A 20,797-nucleotide genomic window follows, 5' to 3' on the forward strand; every position below is an offset into this window, starting at 1 on the left:
GCAGAAGCGGCCAGGCCGGGCAAGGGACGAACGGCCTAAGGTGGGCGGTTCCCCGTCACGGCTCCCGGGTGAGTGCCCGCCCGCGGGGGCGGGCGGGCACTCGGGGCTCAGCGGGCCGGGCGCAGCCAGACGGTGGCGAGCGGGGGGAGGATCAGTTCGGCGGAGCGGGGCTGGCCGTCCCACTCCACCGGGTCGGCCTTGACCGGGTGGGAGTTGCCGACGCCGCTGCCGCCGTACTCCTCGGCGTCGGTGTTGAGCAGTTCCTCCCAGAGCTGGTCGCGGCCCGCGAGGCGGGGCAGGCCGACCCGGCGGCCGTGCCGGACGACCGGGGAGAAGTTGCAGACCGCGACCAGCGGGGTGCCGTCGGCGGCGTAGCGGACGTAGGAGAGCAGGTTGTCGTCGGCGGCGCCGCCGTCGAGCCAGCGGAAGCCGTCCGGGGTGGTGTCCAGCTCCCACAGGGCCGGGGTGTCGAGGTAGTGCCGGTTGAGGTCGCGGACCAGGCGGCGCACCCCGAGGTGGTCGGCGTGGGCCGGCCACTGCTCGTCGAGCACCCACCACTGCGGCCCCTGCTCGTGGTCCCACTCCGCGCCCTGGGCGAACTCCTGCCCCATGTAGAGCAGTTGCTTGCCCGGGTGGGACCACATGAAGCCCAGGTAGGCGCGGTGGTTGGCGCGCTGCTGCCACCAGTCGCCGGGCATCTTGGAGACCAGCGCCTGCTTGCCGTGCACGACCTCGTCGTGGGAGATCGGCAGGATGTAGTTCTCGGAGTAGGCGTACACCATCGAGAAGGTGATCTCGTTGTGGTGGTACTTGCGGTGCACCGGCTCCTTGGACATGTAGACCAGCGAGTCGTGCATCCAGCCCATGTTCCACTTCAGCCCGAAGCCGAGGCCGCCGGCGTCGGTGGGGCGGGTGACCCCCTCCCAGGCGGTGGACTCCTCGGCGATGGTGAGCACGCCGGGGCAGCGCCGGTAGACGGTGGCGTTCATCTCCTGCAGGAAGGAGGCCGCGTCCAGGTTCTCCCGGCCGCCGTACTGGTTGGGCGTCCAGGCGCCGCCCTCGCGGGAGTAGTCGAGGTAGAGCATCGAGGCGACGGCGTCCACCCGCAGGCCGTCGATGTGGAACTCCTCGCACCAGTAGACCGCGTTGGCGACCAGGAAGTTGCGCACCTCCTTGCGCCCGTAGTCGAACTCCAGCGTCCCCCAGTCGGGGTGCTCGGCGCGCAGCGGGTCGGCGGGCTCGTACAGCGGCTCGCCGTCGAAGCGGGCGAGGGCGAAGTCGTCCTTGGGGAAGTGCGCGGGCACCCAGTCGACGATCACCCCGATGCCGTGCCGGTGCAGGGAGTCCACCAGGTACCGGAAGTCGTCCGGGCCGCCGAGCCGGGCGGTGGGGGCGTAGTAGCCGGATACCTGGTAGCCCCAGGAGCCCCCGAAGGGGTGCTCCATCACCGGCATGAACTCCACGTGGGTGAAGTTCAACTCCTTGAGGTAGCGCGGCAGTTCCTCGGCGATGGCACGGTAGTCGGTGAGGTCGGGGCGCCAGGAGGGCAGGTGCAGCTCGTACACCGACATCGGTGCCCGGTGGTGCTCGGCGCGCGCCCGGCGGGCCATCCACTCGCCGTCCTGCCACGCGTAGTCGGAGGAGGTGACGACGGAGGCGGTGCCGGGCGGACACTGGGCGGCCCGGGCCAGCGGGTCGGCCTTGTCGAGCACCCAGCCCTGCCGGGTGTGCACCTCGTACTTGTACGTGGCGCCCTCGGCGAGGCCCGGGACGAACAGCTCCCAGATCCCGGACGAGCCGAGCGAGCGCATCGGGTGCCCGGTGCCGTCCCAGTGGTTGAAGTCGCCGATCAGCCGCACCCCGACGGCGTTGGGCGCCCAGACCGCGAACGCGGTGCCGGCCACGCCGTCGACGGTGCGCACGTGCGAGCCGAGCGCCCGCCACAGCTGCTCGTGCCGGCCCTCGGAGATCAGGTGCAGGTCGAGGTCGCCGAGGGTGGGCGGGGTGCGGTAGCCGTCCCGCTGGCGCAGCGGCTCGCCGCCCGGGTAGGTCACCAGCAGGGTGTAGTCGGGGAGTTCGCCGCCGGCCACCAGCCCGGTGAACAACCCGCCCTGCTGGTGGGTGAGTTCGGCCGGGCCCTGGGGGGTCTCGACGACCACCCGCTCGGCGAACGGGCGCAGCACCCGGATCGCCGTGCCGCCGTGCACCGGGTGCGCGCCGAGCAGCGCGTGCGGGTCGTGGTGCTGCCCGCTCACCAGCCGGTCCACCTCGGCTGGCGGCAGCGGCGCCTCGGGGAGCCGCAGGGCGCCTGATGGAGGTTCCGTACGGGCCGGGGCCTCGGGAGTCTCGGGATCCGCAGGGGGCGGCCCGACCAGGAAGGTGGCCGGAACGGGGCGGGTGGGGCGGCCGGTCGGGTCGAGCGGCGTCACGGCGTGGTCCTCCTGCGGCGGGGGGTGGGCGAACTCGTGGCGGGCGGGACGGGGGAGCGCGGGATCAGACGGACAGGGCGAGCCGGTTGATCGCGGCCAGCGGGATCGGCAGCCAGCTCGGTCGGTGCCGGGCCTCGTACACCACCTCGTACACCGCCTTGTCGATCTCCAGCGCCCGCATCAGCTCCGGGGAGGCGGCCGGGTCGGCGCCGCCCCCGGCGGTGTAGCCGGCGCAGAAGGCGGTGCGGTTGCGCTGGGCCCAGGCGGCGGCGAGGTGGGCCAGTTCCGGGTCGACGGGGCCGCCGGCCAGCAGGTGGGCGGCCGCGTAGTCGAAGGAGCGGAGCATCGCGGCGACGTCGCGCAGGGCGGGCTGCGGCTCGCGGCGCTCGTTGACCGACTTGGCGGGCTCGCCCTCGAAGTCCAGCAGCACCCAGCCGTGCGGGGTCCGCATCGCCTGCCCGAGGTGCAGGTCGCCGTGGATGCGCTGGACCGGCAGCCCGTCCGGGTGGGCGTCGGCGAGCTGCTGGAAGGCGGTGCGCAGCGCGGCCCGGAAGCGCAGCAGTCCGGGGACGGCGGCGACGGCGCTGTCCAGCCGGTCGGCCATCGCGGTGGCGAGCCGCCCGGTCTGGGTGCGGTCGAGCCGGGCGACCGGCATCGAGCGGGCCAGCACCCGGTGCACCTCGGCGGTGGCCCGGCCGAGCCGGTGCGCCTCGATGGCGAAGTTGCCGGGGGAGCGGTCGCCCTTGAGCCGGCCGACCTGGTCGAGGGCGAGCTCCCAGCCGTCCTCGGCGTCCGGCAGGTAGCGCTGGAGCAGTCCGAGGGTGGCGGGTTCGGCGCGTTCCATCCGGCTCTCGAACCAGGCGGCGACCCGGGGGATCCGGGTGGAGCCGGCCCGGGAGAGGGCGAGCGAGAGTTCGAGGTCGGGGTTTGTGCCGGGGTGGATGCGGCGGAACAGCTTGAGGATGTACGAGGTGCCGTAGATGACCGAGCTGTTGGACTGCTCGGCGGTGGAGGCGCGGCCGGGGAGATTGGCGGGCAGGCCGGAGCCGGGGGTGCGGCGGAAGGACAGCGAGCCGAAGCGGTCGCCGGTGGCGAGGTGTTCGAGCAGGCGCCCGGTGAGTTCGGGGTCGTGCACCGCGTCGTAGAGGGTCGCGCCGTCGTACTGGCCCTGGTTGAGCCGGCCGAGCACCGCGCCCGGTCCGATGTCCCCGAGCCCCTGCGAGCGGATGCCGAGCAGCAGTTGGTAGATGTCGCCGTGCGGCGCGCCGGCCGTGGTGGCGTGCTCGACCCGCAGCAGCAGGTGCAGCAGGGCGGGGTCGCCGACCTGCAGCGGGGTGCCGACCACCGGGGTGAGGCCGGTGATGGGCCGCCCCTTCCCGGCGTACCAGCGCTGGGTGGGCAGCCACGCGGCGATCAGCGGCAGCGCCGCCTGGACGAGTTCGCTGACCCCCAGGGCGGTTCTCCGGACCCCGGAGCCCCGCGCGCCGGCCGGCGCGGTGGAGCCGGCCGGGGCGTCGTGCTGCGCATGGGCTTGAGAGCGGGAGGTTTCGGACATGACTCCCTTTCCCCGGAAGCACGCGGACGGCCCGACGGGTCGTGGCCGGGTCCGTCAGTCTTCCGGATTTCGGCGGCGCGGCGGTCGCGGCACGCGAGCGTGGCTCGGGTGTCACGCCTTCGTGTGGGTGGCCGTTGGGCTGTTCTCCGTACGCGGTGGTACGCGGTGGTGCAGAGAACTCCGGGGGCGCTGGCGTGCAACTGGCGCCCCCGGAGGGTTCGGTGGTGCTGTCGTGGCGCGTGCGGCCGGGTGCGGCGGATCGTTACTTCGACCGCCTGGTCCCGCTCAGGCGCGGGGGCTGCCGGAGCTGGAACCAGTAGAAGCCGTGCCCGGCCAGGGTGAGCAGGTAGGGCCACTCGCCGATCGACGGGAAGCGAACCCCGCCGATCAGCTCGACCGGGTACCGCCCGCCGTACTGCCGCAGGTCCAGCTCGGTCGGCTGCGCGAACCGCGAGAAGTTGTTCACGCACATGACCAGGTCCCCCTCGTACTCGCGCACGAAGGCCAGCACGGCGGGGTTGCTGGACGGCAGTTCGGCGTAGCTGCCGAGGCCGAACGCCGGATTGAGCTTGCGGATCTCGATCATGCGACGCGTCCAGTGCAGCAGCGAACTCGAACTGCTCTGCTGCGCCTCGACGTTGGTCACCTGGTAGCCGTACACCGGGTCCATGATGGGCGGCAGACTGAGCCTGCCCGGGTCGGCGGAGGAGAAACCCGCGTTGCGGTCCGGGGTCCACTGCATCGGCGTGCGCACGCCGTCCCGGTCGCCGAGCCAGATGTTGTCGCCCATGCCGATCTCGTCCCCGTAGTAGAGCACCGGCGAGCCGGGCAGGGAGAGCAGCAGGGCGGTGAACAGCTCGATCTGGTTGCGGTCGTTCTCGAGCAGCGGGGCGAGCCGGCGGCGGATGCCCACGTTGGCGCGCATCCGGGGGTCCTTGGCGTACTCCGCGTACATGTAGTCGCGCTCCTCGTCGGTGACCATTTCCAGGGTCAGCTCGTCGTGGTTGCGCAGGAAGATGCCCCACTGGCAGCCGCCGGGGATCCGCGGGGTCTTGGCGAGGATCTCGGACACCGGGTAGCGGGACTCGCGGCGCACCGCCATGAAGATCCGCGGCATCACCGGGAAGTGGAACGCCATGTGGCACTCGTCGCCGCCCGAGGTGAAGTCGCCGAAGTAGTCGACGACGTCCTCCGGCCACTGGTTGGCCTCGGCGAGCAGCACGGTGTCGGGGTAGTCGGCGTCGATCTCCTTGCGGACCCGCTTGAGGAACTCGTGGGTCTCCTGGAGGTTCTCGCAGTTGGTGCCCTCGCGGGCGAACAGGTAGGGCACCGCGTCCAGCCGGAAGCCGTCGATGCCGAGGTCGAGCCAGAACCGCAGTCCGGCGATCATCTCGTCCTGGACCCGGGGGTTGTCGTAGTTGAGGTCCGGCTGGTGCGAGAAGAAGCGGTGCCAGTAGTACTGCTTGCGGACCGGGTCGTAGGTCCAGTTGGAGGTCTCGGTGTCGACGAAGATGATCCGGGCGTCCGGGTACTGCTTGTCGTCGTCGGCCCACATGTAGAAGTCGCCGTACGGCCCGTCCGGGTCCTCCCGGGAGGCCTGGAACCACGGGTGCTGGTCGCTGGTGTGGTTCATGACGAAGTCGATGATCACGCGCATGCCGCGGGCGTGGGCGGCGTCGGTGAACTCCATGAAGTCGGCGAGGTCGCCGAACTCCGGCAGCACCGAGGTGTAGTCGGACACGTCGTACCCGCCGTCGCGCAGCGGCGAGGCGAAGAACGGGGGGAGCCAGAGGCAGTCGATCCCGAGCCACTGGAGGTAGTCGAGCTTGGCCGTGAGCCCCTTGAGGTCCCCGACCCCGTCGCCGTTGCTGTCCTGGAAGGACCGCACCAGCACCTCGTAGAAGACCGCACGCTTGAACCACTCCGGGTCCAGGTTCTTCTTCGAGGTCTCGGGGAAGGTGTCGGGGACGGGCTCGTTCACTGTCACGCTGGGTTCCTCCGAACCGTGAGGAGGTGAGCCGGCTCGGCTGAGGGATCGAGCCGGACGTAGTTGTGCCGGCCCCAGGTGTAGACGGCGCCGGTGAGCTCGTCGTGCACCGCGAACGGGCCCTCGCCGTCGAGCGTGACGGTGGCCTCCTGGACGTGGTGCGGGTCGAGGTTCACCACGGTGATGACCTGGTCGGTGAGGCCCTCGGGGGTGGTCGCGGTCTTGGAGTAGGCGAGCACCTGGTCGTTGTCGGTGGGGTGGAAGCGCAGGTTGCGCAGCTGCTGCAGGGCGGGGTGACGCCGGCGCAGCCGGTTCAGCACGGTCAGCAGCGGGGCGAGGGTGTCGGTGCGGCTCCAGTCGCGCGGGCGCAGCTCGTACTTCTCCGAGTGCAGGTACTCCTCGGAGCCCGGGTGGGCCGGCTCGTTCTCGTACAGCTCGTAGCCGGCGTAGACGCCGTAGCTGGGGGAGAGGGTGGCGGCGAGCACCGCGCGGACGGCGAAGGCGGCGCGGCCGCCGTGCTGGAGGTAGGCGTGCAGGATGTCCGGGGTGTTGGCGAAGAAGTTGGGGCGCATGTAGGCGGCCGCGTCACCGGTGAGTTCGGTGAGGTAATCGGTGAGTTCCGGTTTGGTGGTGCGCCAGGTGAAGTACGTGTACGACTGGTGGAAGCCGATCTTCGCCAGGGTGTGCATCATCGCCGGGCGGGTGAAGGCCTCCGCCAGGAACACGACATCCGGGTCGGTGCGGGCGACGTCGGAGAGCACCTTCTCCCAGAACAGCACCGGCTTGGTGTGCGGGTTGTCGACCCGGAAGATCCGCACGCCGTGGGACATCCAGAACCGGAGGATCCTGATGGTTTCCTTGACGATTCCATCCATGTCCTGGTCGAAGTTGATCGGATAGATGTCCTGGTACTTCTTCGGCGGGTTCTCGGCGTAGGCGATGGTGCCGTCCGCGCGGTGGCTGAACCACTCCGGGTGCTTGTTCACCCAGGGGTGGTCGGGGGAGCACTGGAGGGCGAAGTCGAGCGCCACCTCCAGGTTCAGCTCGCGGGCCTCGGTGACGAAGTGGTCGAAGTCCTCGATGGTGCCGAGGTCCGGGTGGACCGAGTCGTGGCCGCCCTCGGGGGAGCCGATCGCCCAGGGTGAGCCGACGTCGTGCGGACCGGCCGTCAGGGTGTTGTCCGGTCCCTTGCGGAAGGCTCGGCCGATCGGGTGGACCGGCGGCAGGTAGACCACGTCGAAGCCCATCGCGGCGACGGCCGGCAGCCGCTCGGCGGCGGTGCGCAGGGTGCCCGGGCGCGGCGGCTCGACGCCGCTCGGATCCACCACGGCGCCCTCCGAACGGGGGAAGAACTCGTACCAGGAGCCGAACAGCGCGCGCTCGCGGTCCACCTGCAGCGGCAGCGGGCGGGAGGCGCTGAGCAGTTCGCGCAGCGGGTAGCGGGCCAGCAGCTCCAGCACCTCGGGGGCGAGCGCGGCGGCCAGCCGGGACAGCGGTGGCAAGCCCGGGTCGCGCAGCGCGTCGGCGGCGGCCAGGACGTCGGCGCGGCCCTCCTTCTTCGGCACGCCGGCCGCCGCCTGTTCGAACAGCCGGGCGCCCTCCTCCAGGACCAGCGCGGTGTCGATCCCGGCGGGCAGCTTCACCGAGGCGGTCCTGCGCCAGGTGGCGATCGGGTCGCTCCACGCCTCCACCAGGTACGACCAGCGGCCGGGTGCGGTCGGGGTGACGTACGCGCCCCAGCGGTCGGTGCCCTCGGCGAGTTCGCGCATCGGTGTCCAGGGGCCGCTGCGGCCGCGCGGGTCGCGCAGCACCACGTTGGCGTTGACGGCGTCGTGGCCCTCGCGGAAGACGGTCGCGGTCACCAGGAAGGTCTCGCCGACGACGGCCTTGGCCGGGCGGCGGCCGGAGTCGACGAGGGGACTGACGTCCAGGACGGGGATGCGGCCGATCACGGTGTCGCTCTCTGTCTTGCGGGCTGAGGGCTTGGCGGAGGGCTTGGCGGCCGGCTTGGTGCCGGTTTTCGCGGCAGGCGTCTTCGCGGCGGGCGTCTTCGGGGCGGCCGCCTTCTTCGCGGCGGTCGCCCGGCGCGGCGAGGGCTCGGCCCCGGCATCGGCCCCGGGGGTGGTGGCCGACGCGGTGGCGGTGGTGCGGCGCGTGGTGGTGGTGCGCCTGCGGGGTGCCGCGGCCCGGTTCTCCTCGGCCCCGGGTTGCCGGGCCGCTGCGGAGGGCTGTGCTGCGGGGGACTGCGCTGTGGAGGACTGCGCCGCGGTGGGCTGTGTCGCCGTCGCCGCGGGTCGGGCTTCGGAGGATCCGGCACCGGCCGCCCCGGAGGTCCTGGGCGCAGGCATCGGCGGATCTGTCCGAGTGTCAGAATCCATCCGTCCGGCCGATTCCGCGACCGCTGCGTCGAGGGTTTCGGCCACTGGTGTGGACTGGTCCCGCGTGTCGCCGTGCATGCCAAACTCCTGCCCGAGATCGGCGGCAGCTCCCGCGGGCCGGGGTGTCGGGCCAGGGGAGTAGCCGGAGGACTGCTGGGTGGGGAGGACGTGCGACCGGAGCCTGCCCGCGCCGCTGTCCCCGGCAACCGCCCGGCGCCCGCCGAGCCGGTGGCGGGACGCCCCGGAACCCGTGCGCGTCCCGGCGCACGCCTCCGGCGGCGCGCCCCTGGGCGGCCCGGTCCACCCGTGAACGAGCAAGCCGGGCGCAAGGACACGCGTCGGTGCGCGGTGAGCGCCGAATGGGCTAAGAAGAACGGGAACGGCCAACGCGAAAAGGATTCGGACGTGCTGCTTCGAGGGGGACGCCACCCGTCGCCGCACTCCCCACAGCATCAACGACCTTCGGCCATCCTCGCATCGGCGACAAGGTTTTTGCAGCGGTACGACAGTAGTTTCGGGTCTGCTCCCGAGCCGATGCGCCGTCGGAAATGGATCCGTACCGCAGAGTTCACGTATTGGTAGCGCGACCCCCCGAAATGTGCGCCCCGCGCGCCCCCCGTGCAGACCAATGCGCCGAATGCGATCTCATCAATAGGCCGAACGGATGCCCAATAGCCCACTTGACCCACTGTCGGACCGACCGCCGAGGCTACGCTTCACGCCGTGAAGGCAATCCGCAGATTCACCGTCCGCACCGTCCTGCCCGAACAACTCCAGCCGTTGCACGAGCTGGCCCTCAACCTGCGCTGGTCCTGGCACCCCGAGACCAGGGACCTGTTCCGGTCCGTGGACCCGGAGGTCTGGGCCGCGACCGGCGAGGACCCGGTGCGGCTGCTCGGGGAGGTCCCGGCCGTCCGGCTCGCCGCGCTCGCCGCCGACCGGCGGTTCCTGCGCAGACTCGGCAACCTCGCCGACGACCTGCGCGACTACCTGACCGGCCCGCGCTGGTACCAGACCCGGCAGGAGGCCGAAGCCGCCCCGCTGCCCGCCGCGATCGCCTACTTCTCGCCCGAGTACGGCATCGCCGCCACCCTGCCCCAGTACTCCGGCGGGCTCGGCATCCTGGCCGGCGACCACCTCAAGGCCGCCAGCGACCTCGGCGTCCCGGTCGTCGGCGTCGGGCTGTTCTACCGGCACGGCTACTTCCGGCAGTCCCTCGGCCGGGACGGCTGGCAGCAGGAGCGCTACCCGCTGCTCGACCCCGACGAGCTCGCCGTCAGCCTGCTGCGGGAGGCCGACGGCACCCCCAGCCGGGTCGACCTCGCCCTGCCCGGCGGCCGCACCCTGGCCGCCCGGATCTGGAAGGCCCAGGTCGGGCGGGTGCCGCTGCTGCTGCTCGACTCCGACATCGAGGCCAACTCGCCTGCCGAACGCGAGGTCACCGACCGGCTGTACGGCGGCGGCAGCGAGCACCGGCTACTGCAGGAGATGCTGCTCGGCATCGGCGGCGTACGGGCGGTGCGCGCCTACTGCCGGCTCACCGGGCACCCCGCCCCCGAGGTCTTCCACACCAACGAGGGCCACGCCGGCTTCCTCGGCGTCGAACGGATCCGCGAGCTGGTCGCCGAGGGCCCGGCGGGCCCGGACACCGTGGGCCTCGACTTCGCCGCCGCCCTGGAGTCCGTCCGGGCCGGCACCCTCTTCACCACCCACACGCCCGTCCCGGCCGGCATCGACCGCTTCGACCGCGAGCTGGTCGCCCGTCACTTCGGCGGTGACGCGGCGCTGCCCGGCGTGCCGGTCGACCAGGTGCTCGCCCTCGGCGCCGAGACCTGGCGCGGCGGGGACCCGAAGCTCTTCAACATGGCCGCCATGGGCCTGCGGCTGGCCCAGCGCGCCAACGGGGTCTCCACCCTGCACGGCGAGGTCAGCCGCTCGATGTTCAACGGCCTCTGGCCCGGCTTCGACCCCTCCGAAGTGCCGATCACCTCGGTCACCAACGGCGTGCACGCCGCCACCTGGATCGACCCGGCGGTCGTCCGGCTCGGCGCCGCCGAGATCGGCGCCGAACGCGCCGAGGAGGCGATGACCACCGGCGAGACCACCCGCTGGACCGGCCTGGAGGCGATCGGCAACACCGAGATCTGGGAGCTGCGCCGCGTCCTGCGGGCCCAGCTGGTCGACGAGGCCCGCCGCCGGCTGCGCGCCTCCTGGCGCCAGCGCGGGGCCGGCGAGGCCGAACTCGGCTGGGTCTCCTCCGCGCTCGACCCCGACGTGCTCACCATCGGCTTCGCCCGCCGGGTGCCCTCGTACAAGCGGCTCACCCTGATGCTCCGCGACCCGGAGCGGCTGCGCGCCCTGCTGCTGCACCCCACCCGGCCGGTGCAGATCGTGGTGGCGGGCAAGGCCCACCCGGCGGACGACGGCGGCAAGCGGCTGATCCAGCAGATGGTCGCCTTCGCCGACGACCCGACCGTCCGGCACCGGATCGTCTTCCTGCCGGACTACGACATGGCGATGGCCCGGCACCTCTACCCGGGCTGCGACGTCTGGCTGAACAACCCGCTGCGCCCGCTGGAGGCCTGCGGCACGTCCGGGATGAAGGCCGCGCTCAACGGCTGCCTCAACCTGTCCGTGCTGGACGGCTGGTGGGACGAGTGGTACGACGGCCGCAACGGCTGGGCGATCCCCACCGCCGACGAGGGCGACGGGGTGCTCGACCCGGACAGCGGCGAGGCCGAGCGGCGCGACGACATCGAGGCGGCCGCGCTCTACGACCTGATCGAGGGCCAGGTCGCCGGCCGGTTCTACGACCGGGACGCGGAGGGGCTGCCGCAGCACTGGATCGCCATGGTCCGGCACACCCTGGTCACCCTCGGGCCCAAGGTGCTGGCCGGGCGGATGGTCCGCGAGTACGTCGAACGGCTGTACGCCCCGGCGGCGCTGGCCCAGCGGGAGCTGGCGGGGCTCCCGGCGCGGGAGCTGGCGGCCTGGAAGGCGAAGGTCCGGGAGGCCTGGCCGGTCGTCCGGGTCGAGCACGTCGAGGCGGACTGCCCGGCCGAGGCCCAGGAGCTGGGCAGCTCGCTGGCGCTGCGGGTCCAGGTCGCGCTCGGCACGCTGGATCCGGGCGACGTCGAGGTCCAGGTGGTCTCCGGCCGGGTGGACGAGTCGGACGGCATCTCGGACGCCTGCCTGCTCGCCCTCAAACCGGTCGGCGGGCCCGACCTGGACGGGCGCACCCGCTACGAGGGCGCGCTGGAGCTGTGCCGGACCGGCCCGTTCGGCTACACCGTCCGTGTGCTGCCCGCGCACCCGCGGCTGGCCTCCCCGGCCGAACCGGGGCTGGTCGCCCTGCCGGCCGAGTCGACCGGGATGGACGCGGGGCTGCTGCGCTGACGCCGCGCCGCGCCACGGACAGGAGGGGGGTGGCCCGGCCGGGTGCGTGACGGCGCACCCGGACGGGCACATTCTCGGGTTCGGGCGGATCGGGCACGCCCTAGACCAGGCTGTCCCGCCAGGCCCGGTGGAGGGCGGCGAAGCGGCCGGAGCCGTCGATCAGCTCCTGCGGGGAGCCGTCCTCCACGATCCGGCCCTGGTCCATCACCAGGACGCGGTCGGCGATCTCCACGGTGGAGAGCCGGTGCGCGATGATCACCGCCGTCCGCCCGGCCAGCACCGTGCGCATCGCCCGCTGGACGGCCTGCTCGCCCGGGACGTCCAGCGAGCTGGTCGCCTCGTCCAGGATCAGCACCGCCGGGTCGGCCAGCAGGGCGCGGGCGAAGGCCACCAGCTGGCGCTGACCGGCCGAGATCCGGCCGCCGCGCTTGCGCACGTCGGTGTCGAAGCCGTCCGGCAGCGCGGCGATGAACTCGTACGCGCCGATGTCGCGGGCGGCCTGCTCGACCTCCTCGCGGGTGGCGCCGGGGCGGCCGATCGCGATGTTCTCGGCGACGGTGCCGGAGAACAGGAAGGACTCCTGGGTCACCATCACCACCCCGCGCCGCAGTTCGGGGGTGGCCAGCTCGCGCAGGTCCACGCCGTCCAGCCGGATCCGGCCGTCGGTCGGGTCGTAGAAACGGGCCAGCAGCTTGGCGACCGTCGACTTGCCCGCGCCGGTCGCGCCGACCACCGCGACCGTCTGCCCGGCCGGGATCAGCAGGTCGAAGGCCGGCAGCACCTCCTTGCCGGTGCGGTAGGCGAAGCGGGTCTTCTCGAAGGAGACCTCGCGGCCCTTCCCGGCGGCCTGCGGCAGGTCCTTCGGCTCGGCGGGCTCGGCGACGGTCGGCTCGTGGGCGAGCAGGCCGGCGATCTTCTCCAGGGCGGCGGCCGCCGACTGGTAGCTGTTCAGGAACATCGCCAGCTGGTCGATCGGGTCGTAGAGCCGGCGCAGGTAGAGCGCGAAGGCGGTGAGCACGCCCAGCTCCAACGAGTCGTCGACGACCAGGTAGGCGCCGAACAGCACCACGCCGGTGATCCACAGGTTGGCGGTGGCCCGGGAGAGGCCGACGTAGCGGGCGATCTCCAGCAGGCCGTCCGCCGTCGCGGTGGCGGACTGCCGGTTGACCACGGCGAAGGCGGCGTCGTTGGCCTTCTCGCGGCGGAACGCCTGCACCGGGCGGATGCCGTTCATGGTCTCGGTGAAGCGGACGATCAGTGAGGCGGCCGAGGTGCGGGAGCGCCGGTAGACCCGGCGCGAGCGGCGGCGGAAGGAGCGGGCGATCAGTGCCAGCGGCACTCCGGAGGCCAGCGAGACCAGGCCGAGCCGCCAGTCCAGCACCAGCAGCAGCACCGAGATGTAGCAGACCGACAGGAAGACCGTCAGCAGCTCCTGCAGGCCCTCGGAGAGCAGCTCGCGCAGCGCGTCGATGTCGCTGGTGGCCCGGGAGATGATCCGGCCCGAGGTGTAGCGCTCGTGGAAGTCCAGGCTCAGCCGCTGGGCGTGCCGGAAGATCCGGCCGCGCAGCTCCAGCAGGATGTCCTGGTTGACCCGGGCACTGATCTTGATGAACGCCCACTGCAGCACCGGGCTGAGCAGCGCGCAGAACAGGTAGCCGGCGATGACCGCGACCAGCGGACCGGAGTCGTGCTCGCGCAGCGCCGGGATGGCGCGGTCCATCGCCACCGCGACCAGCAGCGGGCCGGACTGCAGGGCGGCCTGCTGGACCAGGATCACCACCATCGCGACGGCGATCCGGGCCCGGTGCGGGCCGAGCAGCGAGCGCAGCAGCGCCCGGGGCGCGCCGGGCGGGACGGGGATGTCCTCCTCGTCGGCCGGCGGCGGGGGCAGCTCCTCCTCGGCGGGACCGGCGCCCGCGGCCTTCGTGGGGCCGGCCTTGGTGGGTTCGGCGGTGGTGGTCACGGGGTCGCACTTCCTTCGGGCACGAGGGCGGCCTCGCCGGACATCAGTTCGCGGTAGTGCGCGCAGTCGCGCAGCAGCTCCTGGTGGGTGCCGACGGCCTCGATCCGGCCGTCCGCCAGCACCGCGACCCGGTCGGCGAGCAGCACGGTGCTGGGGCGGTGGGCGACCACCAGGGCGGTGGTGGTGCCGAGGACCTCGCGCAGCGCCCGCTCGACCAGGGCCTCGGTGTGCACGTCCAGGGCGGAGAGCGGGTCGTCCAGCACCAGGAAGGCCGGGTCGCCGACCACCGCGCGGGCCAGCGCCAGGCGCTGGCGCTGGCCGCCGGACAGGCTCAGGCCCTGCTCGCCGACCTCGGTGTCCACGCCCTCGGGGAGCTTGTCCACGAAGCCGGCCTGGGCGGTGGCGAGGGCGGAGTGCAGCTGCTCCGCGCTCGCGCCGGGGGCGCCCATCAGGACGTTCTCCCGGACGGTGGCGGAGAACAGGGTGGGCTCCTCGAAGGCGACCGCGACGAGTTCGCGCAGCCGCTCCCGGGGCAGGTCGCGGATGTCCCGGCCGTCCAGCGTGACGGTGCCTGCGGTGGCCTCGTACAGCCGGGGGAGCAGCGCGGTGAGCGTGGTCTTGCCGCTGCCGGTGGCGCCGACCAGGGCCATCGTCTCGCCGCTGCGGACGTGCAGGTCGATGCCGGCCAGCAGGTCGGGGGTGCCGTCGGGGGCGTCGGGGTAGCGGAAGCGGACACCGGTGAAGCGGATGCCGTCCGGGGCGTCGAGCCCGGTGGCGGTGCCCTGGTCCGGGGTGTCCGGCTCGTCCAGCACCTCGAAGAAGCGGTCGGTGGCGGTGGCGGCCTCGTTGGCGTAGGCGAGCAGCCAGCCGAGCGACTCGACCGGCCAGCGCATCGCGAGCGCGGTGGAGAGGAAGGCGACCAGGGTGCCGGCGCTCAGCTCGTCGTGGGCGACCAGGTAGGCGCCGACGGCGAGGGCGCAGCCGAGGACGATCTCCGGCAGGCCGACGATGACGGCCCACAGGTTGGCGAGCAGGTGAGCCTTGTGCAGCTCGGTGCGGCGCAGCTCGTGGGCCTGGGCGCGGAAGCGCTCGGCCATCGAGCGGTGGCGGCCGAAGGCCTTGAGGATCCGGATGCCGAGGACGGACTCCTCGACCATGGTGGCGAGGTCGCCGTTCTGGTCCTGGGCGAGGCGGGAGGCGCCGGAGTAGCCGGCCTCGAAGCTCCGGGTGAGCAGGAACAGCGGGACGACGGGCACCAGGGCGATCAGCGCGAGCCGCCAGTCCTGGGTGAACATCACCACCGTGCCGGTCAGGAACATCACCGAGTTGACGATCAGGAAGACCAGCGGGAAGGCCAGGAACAGCCGCATGGTGTACATGTCGGCGGTGGCCCGGGAGAGCAGCTGGCCGGAGCCCCAGCGGTCGTGGAAGGCGACCGGCAGCCGCTGGAGCTTGGCGAAGAGGTCGCCGCGCATCGCCGTCTCCAGTCCGGCCAGCGGGCGGGCCAGCACCACCCGGCGGGTGAAGAACAGCCCGGCCTCGACGAGGCCCACGAGTAGCAGCAGGCCGACCAGCGGCCAGAGGGCGGCCAGGTCGTGGGTGGCGAGCGGGCCGTCCACGATCCGGCCGAGGATCACCGGGACGGCGAGCGTGCTCAGCATGCCGAGCGTGGCTGCCGACACCGAGACGGCCAGCCGACCGCGGACGGCGCGCGCGTACGGCCACAGGCGCAGCAGCGAGCGGGCCGTGGAGCGGCGCGGCACGGTCATGGAGTCGTCGTCTTGTCTGTTCTCGGCCATCTCGGTGAGGGTAGGCAGAGAGCCGGTCACTTCTCATCCGGTTTTTCGCCCCTGTCGGTGCCGTCCGGCGAGAACCGGCCACCCGGACGGGTGGTGCGCGGGTCGACGGTGGGGCGCGCGCGGCGGTTCGTGCAGGGACGAGTGCGCCGTGCGCCACTTGCGAGCTCCGGCCGATCGGCCGATGGATCTCCTGAGCTCGGACACGCCCGGGGCTGAGGCCGGACCCTAGGCGTTCGGGGCGGGCGCGCGCAGCAGCTGCAGCGAGCGCCCGGCCAGGACGACGGTGCCGCGCGGGTACGGCTCGCCGGTGCCCGCCTCGGCCGTGTCGACCACCGTCTCGTACGGGGCCTCAGGCGCCGCCCAGGGCTCGCCGGGCAGGGTGAACAGCGCCGCCTGGTGGCCCGCGTTGAGCAGCAGCAGGAAGCTGTCGTCCCGCAACGGCCGCCCGGCGTCGTCCCGTTCGGACATCGCGGTGCCGGACAGCAGCATGCCGAGGCAGCCGGTCGGCGTGTACCAGTCGGCCTCGGTCATCTCCTTGCCCAGCGGGGTGAACCAGGCCAGGTCGGGCTGGCCGCCGGGGGTCGCGGCCCGCCCCGAGAAGAACGCCCGCTGCCGCAGCACCGGGTGGGCGCGGCGCAGCCGGACCAGGGTGGCGGTCAGCTCGCACAGCCCCTGCCAGCCGGGCTCCCGGAGCAGCGACCAGTCCAGCCAGCTGACCTCGTTGTCCTGGCAGTAGGCGTTGTTGTTGCCGCCCTGGGTGCGGCCCAGCTCGTCCCCGGCGGTGAGCATCGGGACCCCGGCCGAGAGCAGCAGGGTGGCGAGCAGGTTGCGCAGTTGGCGCAGCCGCAGCGCGTTGACCTCGCGGTCCGTGGTCTCGCCCTCGGTGCCGTGGTTCCAGGAGCGGTTGTCCTCGGTGCCGTCCCTGTTGTCCTCGCCGTTGGCCTCGTTGTGCTTGCGGTCGTACGTGACCAGGTCGCGCAGGGTGAAACCGTCGTGCGCGGTCACGTAGTTGACCGAGGCGTACGGGCGGCGGCCGCCGCGCTGGTAGAGGTCGGAGGAGCCGGAGAGGCGGTAGCCGAGCTCGCGCACGTCCGGACGGGCGCCGCGCCAGAAGTCCCGTACGGTGTCGCGGTACTTGTCGTTCCACTCGGCCCACAGCGGGGGGAAGCCGCCGACCTGGTAGCCGCCCGGGCCGACGTCCCAGGGCTCGGCGATCAGCTTCACCCGGCTGAGGAGGGGGTCCTGGGCGACGGCGGCGAGGAAGGGGTGGTCCATGTCCACGGCGTCGCCGCCGGGGCCGCCGCCCGGTCCGCCGCGGGCGAGGGCGGCGGCGAGGTCGAAGCGGAAGCCGTCCACGCCCATCTCGGTGACCCAGTAGCGCAGCGCGTCGGTGATCAGCCGGATCACCTGCGGGCGGCGGGTGTCCAGGGTGTTGCCGCAGCCGGTGTAGTCGGCGTAGCCGCGCGGGCGGTTCGGCGGCAGGCGGTAGTAGGCGGCGTTGTCGACGCCGCGCAGCGAGAGCGTCGGCCCGAGTTCGGAGCCCTCGGCGGTGTGGTTGAAGACGACGTCGAGGATCACCTCGATCCCGGCGGCGTGCAGGGCGCGGACCATCCGCTTGAACTCGCCGACCTGGCCGCCGCGCGAGCCGGAGGCCGAGTAGCCGGCGTGCGGGGCGAAGTAGGCGACCGTGTTGTAGCCCCAGTAGTTGACCAGGCCGCGCGCCTGCAGGTGGTCCTCGCTGGCGTGCTGGTGGACCGGCAGCAGCTCGACGGCGGTCACGCCGAGGCGGGTGAGGTGGGCGATCGCGGCGGGGTGGGCGAGGCCGGCGTAGGTGCCGCGCAGCTGCGGCGGGATGTCGGGGTGGCGCATGGTGAAGCCGCGCACGTGCAGCTCGTAGAGGACCGTCTCGGACCACGGGGTCTTCGGGCGGTGGTCGTCGTACCAGTCGTCGTCGTCGTGGACGACCACGGATCTGGGCACGAAGGGGGCGGAGTCGCGGTTGTCCCGGACGGTGTCGGCGACATCGGCCTCCGGCCAGTTGCGGACGGCGGCGCAGGCGGCGTCGTGGGAGGTGTAACAGCCGTCGACGGCGCGGGCGTACGGGTCCAGCAGCAGCTTGGCGGGGTTCCAGCGGGCGCCCGTCCACGGGTCCCAGCGGCCGTGGACGCGGAAGCCGTAGCGGGTGCCGGGGCGCACGCCCGGGAGGAAGCCGTGCCAGATCTGGAAGTCCTGCTCGGTGAGGCGGTGGCGGCTCTCCCGGCCGTCCTCGTCGAAGAGGCACAGCTCGACGGCCTCGGCGCCGGCTGCCCACAGTGCGAAGTTGGTGCCCTGGTCGCCGAGTTGGCCGGTACGGAAGCGGGCGCCGAGCGGCTGCCAGCTGCCGGGCCGTACCCCGGGGTCCAGCTCCTGCCCTGCCGCCATGGTCGTGCCCTCCCTGGGCGGGGTGTCCCGGACCCCGTTCACTCTCTCTTTCCCGGATTGGGCAGATCGGAAGCGGCTGAACGGGGGCTTACCGGCGGATGGCGGGGTGGGGTTCGGGGGGTTCGGCGTGTCCCCTCGTCGATGGGGGTCGTTGTTCCGGGCGTCGGACGCGAACAGTGGGAGGCCCCGGGATGCGGCGCCGAGGACGGGTGTGGGCACGGGGGGCGGCGGCGGTGGCCTGCTGTCTTGCGGTCCTCACGGGCTGTGGCAGTGGGGGGTCCCCGGCCGTGGTCGGCGGGGATGCGGTGGAGTCGGGGGAGCGGGGTGCGCCTCAGGTGCCGTCCCGGGCGGTCGTCACGGTGGTGCCGGCCGACGGGGCGCAGGACGTGCTGCCCGAGGGGGCGGTGCGGGTGGGTGCCGCGCAGGGGCGGTTGGTGTCGGTGCGGCTGGCGGATGCGAAGGGCACCGAGGTGCCGGGCACGATCGGGGCGGACGGCGCCGGGTGGGTGCCCGACGGGCCGTTGCCGTTGGGGACCGCGTTCACCCTGGACGCCGTCGCCGAGGACGAGCAGGGGCAGAAGGCGGCTCAGCACTCGGCGTTCTCCACCATGGCCCGGGCGCACACCTTCGTGGCCTTCTTCACGCCGGAGGACGGTTCCACGGTCGGTGTCGGGATGCCGGTATCGCTGCGCTTCAGCCGTCCGATCGCCGACCGGGCGGCGGTGGAGCGGGCCGTCCAGGTGACCGCGGACCCGCCGGTGCCGGTGGCCGCGCACTGGTTCGGCAACCAGCGGCTGGACTTCCGCCCGAAGCAGTACTGGGCGGCGGGGACGAAGGTGGCGGTGGCGCTGCGGCTGAAGGACGTGCAGGGCGCGCCGGGCGAGTTCGGCACCCAGAGCCGTGACCTGCACTTCACCGTCGGCCGGGCGCAGGTCTCCACCGTCGACCTGGACGCGCACACCCTGACCGTCCGGGACGGCCGGGGCGGCAAGGTGGTGCGGGTGCTCAAGGTGTCCGGCGGCAGCCCCGAGCACTCCACCTACCGGGGGGTGATGGTGGTGTCGGAGAAGTACAAGGTGACCCGGATGAACTCGCAGACCGTCGGGATGGGCGACGAGTACGACATCAAGGACGTCCCGCACGCGATGCGGCTGACCACCTCCGGCACCTTCCTGCACGGCAACTACTGGACGGACCCGAAGGTGTTCGGCACCGCCAACACCAGCCACGGCTGCCTCGGGCTGGCCGACGCCAAGGGCGGGGCGAGCAAGGACAGCCCGGCGGGCTGGCTGTTCGAACACACCATCCCGGGGGACGTGGTGGAGGTGAAGGCCTCGGCCGGGGACTTCGTGCCGCCGCCGAACGGCCTGAACGGCTGGAACGTGCCCTGGGAGCAGTGGGTGGGCGGGAGCGCGTTGCGCTAGCCGCTGCGGATCCGTTCGAACGTCCCGGTTATCCTGCTCCGACGCGTCTGCCAGGCGCGAAAGATCGACGCCCGGTGCAACTCATGGGGGCACTCAATGCGTCAAGAGAGTGAATACCGGGAGGGGAGAAACCGTGAAGACGGGTAAGACGGCCGGCACCGCGATACGCACCACCAACCGCTACGGGCGCAGGGGGGCGATGGCGCTGGTCATGGGTGGGGTGCTGCTGCTCACTGCGGCCTGCAACGACGACAAGGGCAACGGCTCCGGCGGTACCGGTGGGTCCGGTGGGGGCAGCGCCGCCAGTGCGCCGGCTTCGGCGGACGCGGGGGGCTCGGGGACGCCGAAGACCTCGGCCGCGGTGATCGCCGTCGAGCCGAAGGACGGCGCCCAGAACGTCCAGCCGAACGGGCTGCAGGTGTCCGTCTCCAACGGCAAGCTCAGCACGGTCGAGGTGACCGACAAGGACGGGAAGCCGGTCCAGGGGGCGATCAGCCCGGACGGCACCGGCTGGAAGCCCGCGGGGGCGCTCACCGTCGGCATGCTGTACAAGGTGAACGCGCAGGCCAAGGACGCCGAGGGCCTGGTGGCCGCGTCCACCACCTCGTTCACCACCCTGACGCCGGAGAAGAAGATCTCCACCAACGACAACATCAGCGACGGCGCCACCTACGGCGTCGGCATGATCGTCTCGGTGGAGTTCAACAAGGCGGTCAAGAACAAGGAAGCCGTCGTCAACGGCATCACCTTCGAGACCAGCAACGGCACCGTCGTGAAGGGCCACTGGTTCGGCGACACCCGGGTGGACTTCCGTCCGGAGCAGTACTGGGCGCCCGACACCAAGGTGACCATCAAGTACCGGCTGAAGAACGTCGAGGTCGCCCCGGGCATCTACGGCGACGTGGACAAGGACGAGCCGTTCACCATCGGCCGCTCGCAGGTCGCCACCGCGGACGCCAAGTCGCACCAGATGACCATCGAGCGGGGCGGCCAGAGCACCACCGTGCCGGTCACCCTGGGCGCGGACGCCACGCCGTCCTGGGGCGGGACCATGGTGGTCATGTCCAAGGAGAAGGTCACCCGGATGAACTCGCAGACCGTCGGTCTCGGCGGCGAGTACGACATCCAGGACGTCCCGCACGCGATGCGGCTGACCACCTCCGGCACCTTCGTGCACGGCAACTACTGGGCGAACCCGTTCGGCAAGACCAACGCCAGCCACGGCTGCATCTCGATGCAGGACGTGAAGGGCGGCAGCGACACCTCGGTGGCGGGCAAGTTCTTCAACGACTCGATGGTCGGCGACCCGATCAAGATCGTGAACACCAAGGAGAAGACGGTCGCGCCCTCCAACGGGCTCGGCGGCTGGAACGTCGACTGGGCCAACTGGTAGGCCCTACCCGGAGCCGAGCCCGGGCAACCGGGCACTTCGGCGAGTTCTCACC

At 72.5% G+C, this 20,797-nt stretch carries 10 protein-coding genes; 3 read left to right on the forward strand and 7 right to left on the reverse strand.

What is annotated here, in order from left to right; genetic code table 11:
* Positions 1 to 107 precede the first annotated feature (107 nt).
* From glgB to ACZ3TI_RS13945, 4 genes are all read right to left on the reverse strand, one after another.
* Positions 108 to 2,429, reverse strand: a complete 2,322-nt coding sequence (gene glgB, locus ACZ3TI_RS13930) for a 1,4-alpha-glucan branching protein GlgB (protein WP_465726432.1) — start codon at positions 2,427 to 2,429, stop codon at positions 108 to 110.
* 64 nt (positions 2,430 to 2,493) lie between these two features.
* The gene (locus ACZ3TI_RS13935) at positions 2,494 to 3,984 is read right to left on the reverse strand and encodes a maltokinase N-terminal cap-like domain-containing protein (protein ID WP_465726433.1); all 1,491 of its coding nucleotides are present in this window, start codon (positions 3,982 to 3,984) and stop codon (positions 2,494 to 2,496) included.
* Between the two features lie 262 nt (positions 3,985 to 4,246).
* On the reverse strand, positions 4,247 to 5,971 hold the full coding sequence (treS, locus tag ACZ3TI_RS13940) for a maltose alpha-D-glucosyltransferase (protein ID WP_465726434.1): 1,725 nt from the start codon (positions 5,969 to 5,971) through the stop codon (positions 4,247 to 4,249).
* The gene (locus ACZ3TI_RS13945; protein WP_465726570.1) at positions 5,968 to 7,923 is read right to left on the reverse strand and encodes an alpha-1,4-glucan--maltose-1-phosphate maltosyltransferase; all 1,956 of its coding nucleotides are present in this window, start codon (positions 7,921 to 7,923) and stop codon (positions 5,968 to 5,970) included. Before ACZ3TI_RS13945 ends, treS begins: the two co-directional genes overlap by 4 nt.
* 1,149 nt (positions 7,924 to 9,072) lie before the next feature.
* Between ACZ3TI_RS13945 and glgP the strand changes: the two genes are divergently transcribed.
* Positions 9,073 to 11,745 carry an alpha-glucan family phosphorylase gene (gene glgP / locus ACZ3TI_RS13950; RefSeq protein WP_465726435.1) on the forward strand — a complete coding sequence of 891 codons (2,673 nt, stop codon included), beginning with the start codon at positions 9,073 to 9,075 and terminating at the stop codon, positions 11,743 to 11,745.
* 100 nt (positions 11,746 to 11,845) lie between these two features.
* On the opposite strand, the gene ACZ3TI_RS13955 is transcribed toward glgP, so the two are convergent.
* The 3 genes from ACZ3TI_RS13955 to glgX form a co-directional block, all read right to left on the reverse strand.
* Complete coding sequence (locus ACZ3TI_RS13955; RefSeq protein ID WP_465726436.1) at positions 11,846 to 13,708, reverse strand: ABC transporter ATP-binding protein; 1,863 nt, start codon at positions 13,706 to 13,708, stop codon at positions 11,846 to 11,848.
* On the reverse strand, positions 13,705 to 15,507 hold the full coding sequence (locus tag ACZ3TI_RS13960; RefSeq protein WP_465726437.1) for an ABC transporter ATP-binding protein: 1,803 nt from the start codon (positions 15,505 to 15,507) through the stop codon (positions 13,705 to 13,707). Before ACZ3TI_RS13960 ends, ACZ3TI_RS13955 begins: the two co-directional genes overlap by 4 nt.
* 225 nt (positions 15,508 to 15,732) lie before the next feature.
* Positions 15,733 to 17,928 carry a glycogen debranching protein GlgX gene (gene glgX, locus ACZ3TI_RS13965; RefSeq protein WP_465726438.1) on the reverse strand — a complete coding sequence of 732 codons (2,196 nt, stop codon included), beginning with the start codon at positions 17,926 to 17,928 and terminating at the stop codon, positions 15,733 to 15,735.
* A 191-nt stretch (positions 17,929 to 18,119) separates the two neighbouring features.
* Between glgX and ACZ3TI_RS13970 the strand changes: the two genes are divergently transcribed.
* Positions 18,120 to 19,352 (forward strand): L,D-transpeptidase, encoded by a 1,233-nt coding sequence (locus tag ACZ3TI_RS13970; RefSeq protein WP_465726439.1) that lies wholly within the window; start codon positions 18,120 to 18,122, stop codon positions 19,350 to 19,352.
* 133 nt (positions 19,353 to 19,485) lie between these two features.
* Complete coding sequence (locus tag ACZ3TI_RS13975; RefSeq protein ID WP_465726440.1) at positions 19,486 to 20,745, forward strand: L,D-transpeptidase; 1,260 nt, start codon at positions 19,486 to 19,488, stop codon at positions 20,743 to 20,745.
* Positions 20,746 to 20,797: the final 52 nt, after the last annotated feature.

Source organism: Kitasatospora sp. NPDC023120 (assembly GCF_055560835.1).

Bases quoted from the DNA above. Each gene is read 5' to 3' on its own strand.
- ACZ3TI_RS13960 (WP_465726437.1), bottom strand. From the start codon at position 15,507: ATGGCCGAGAACAGACAAGACGACGACTCCATGACCGTGCCGCGCCGC.
- ACZ3TI_RS13935 (WP_465726433.1), bottom strand. From the start codon at position 3,984: ATGTCCGAAACCTCCCGCTCTCAAGCCCATGCGCAGCACGACGCCCCG.
- ACZ3TI_RS13970 (WP_465726439.1), top strand. From the start codon at position 18,120: ATGCGGCGCCGAGGACGGGTGTGGGCACGGGGGGCGGCGGCGGTGGCC.
- glgX (WP_465726438.1), bottom strand. From the start codon at position 17,928: ATGGCGGCAGGGCAGGAGCTGGACCCCGGGGTACGGCCCGGCAGCTGG.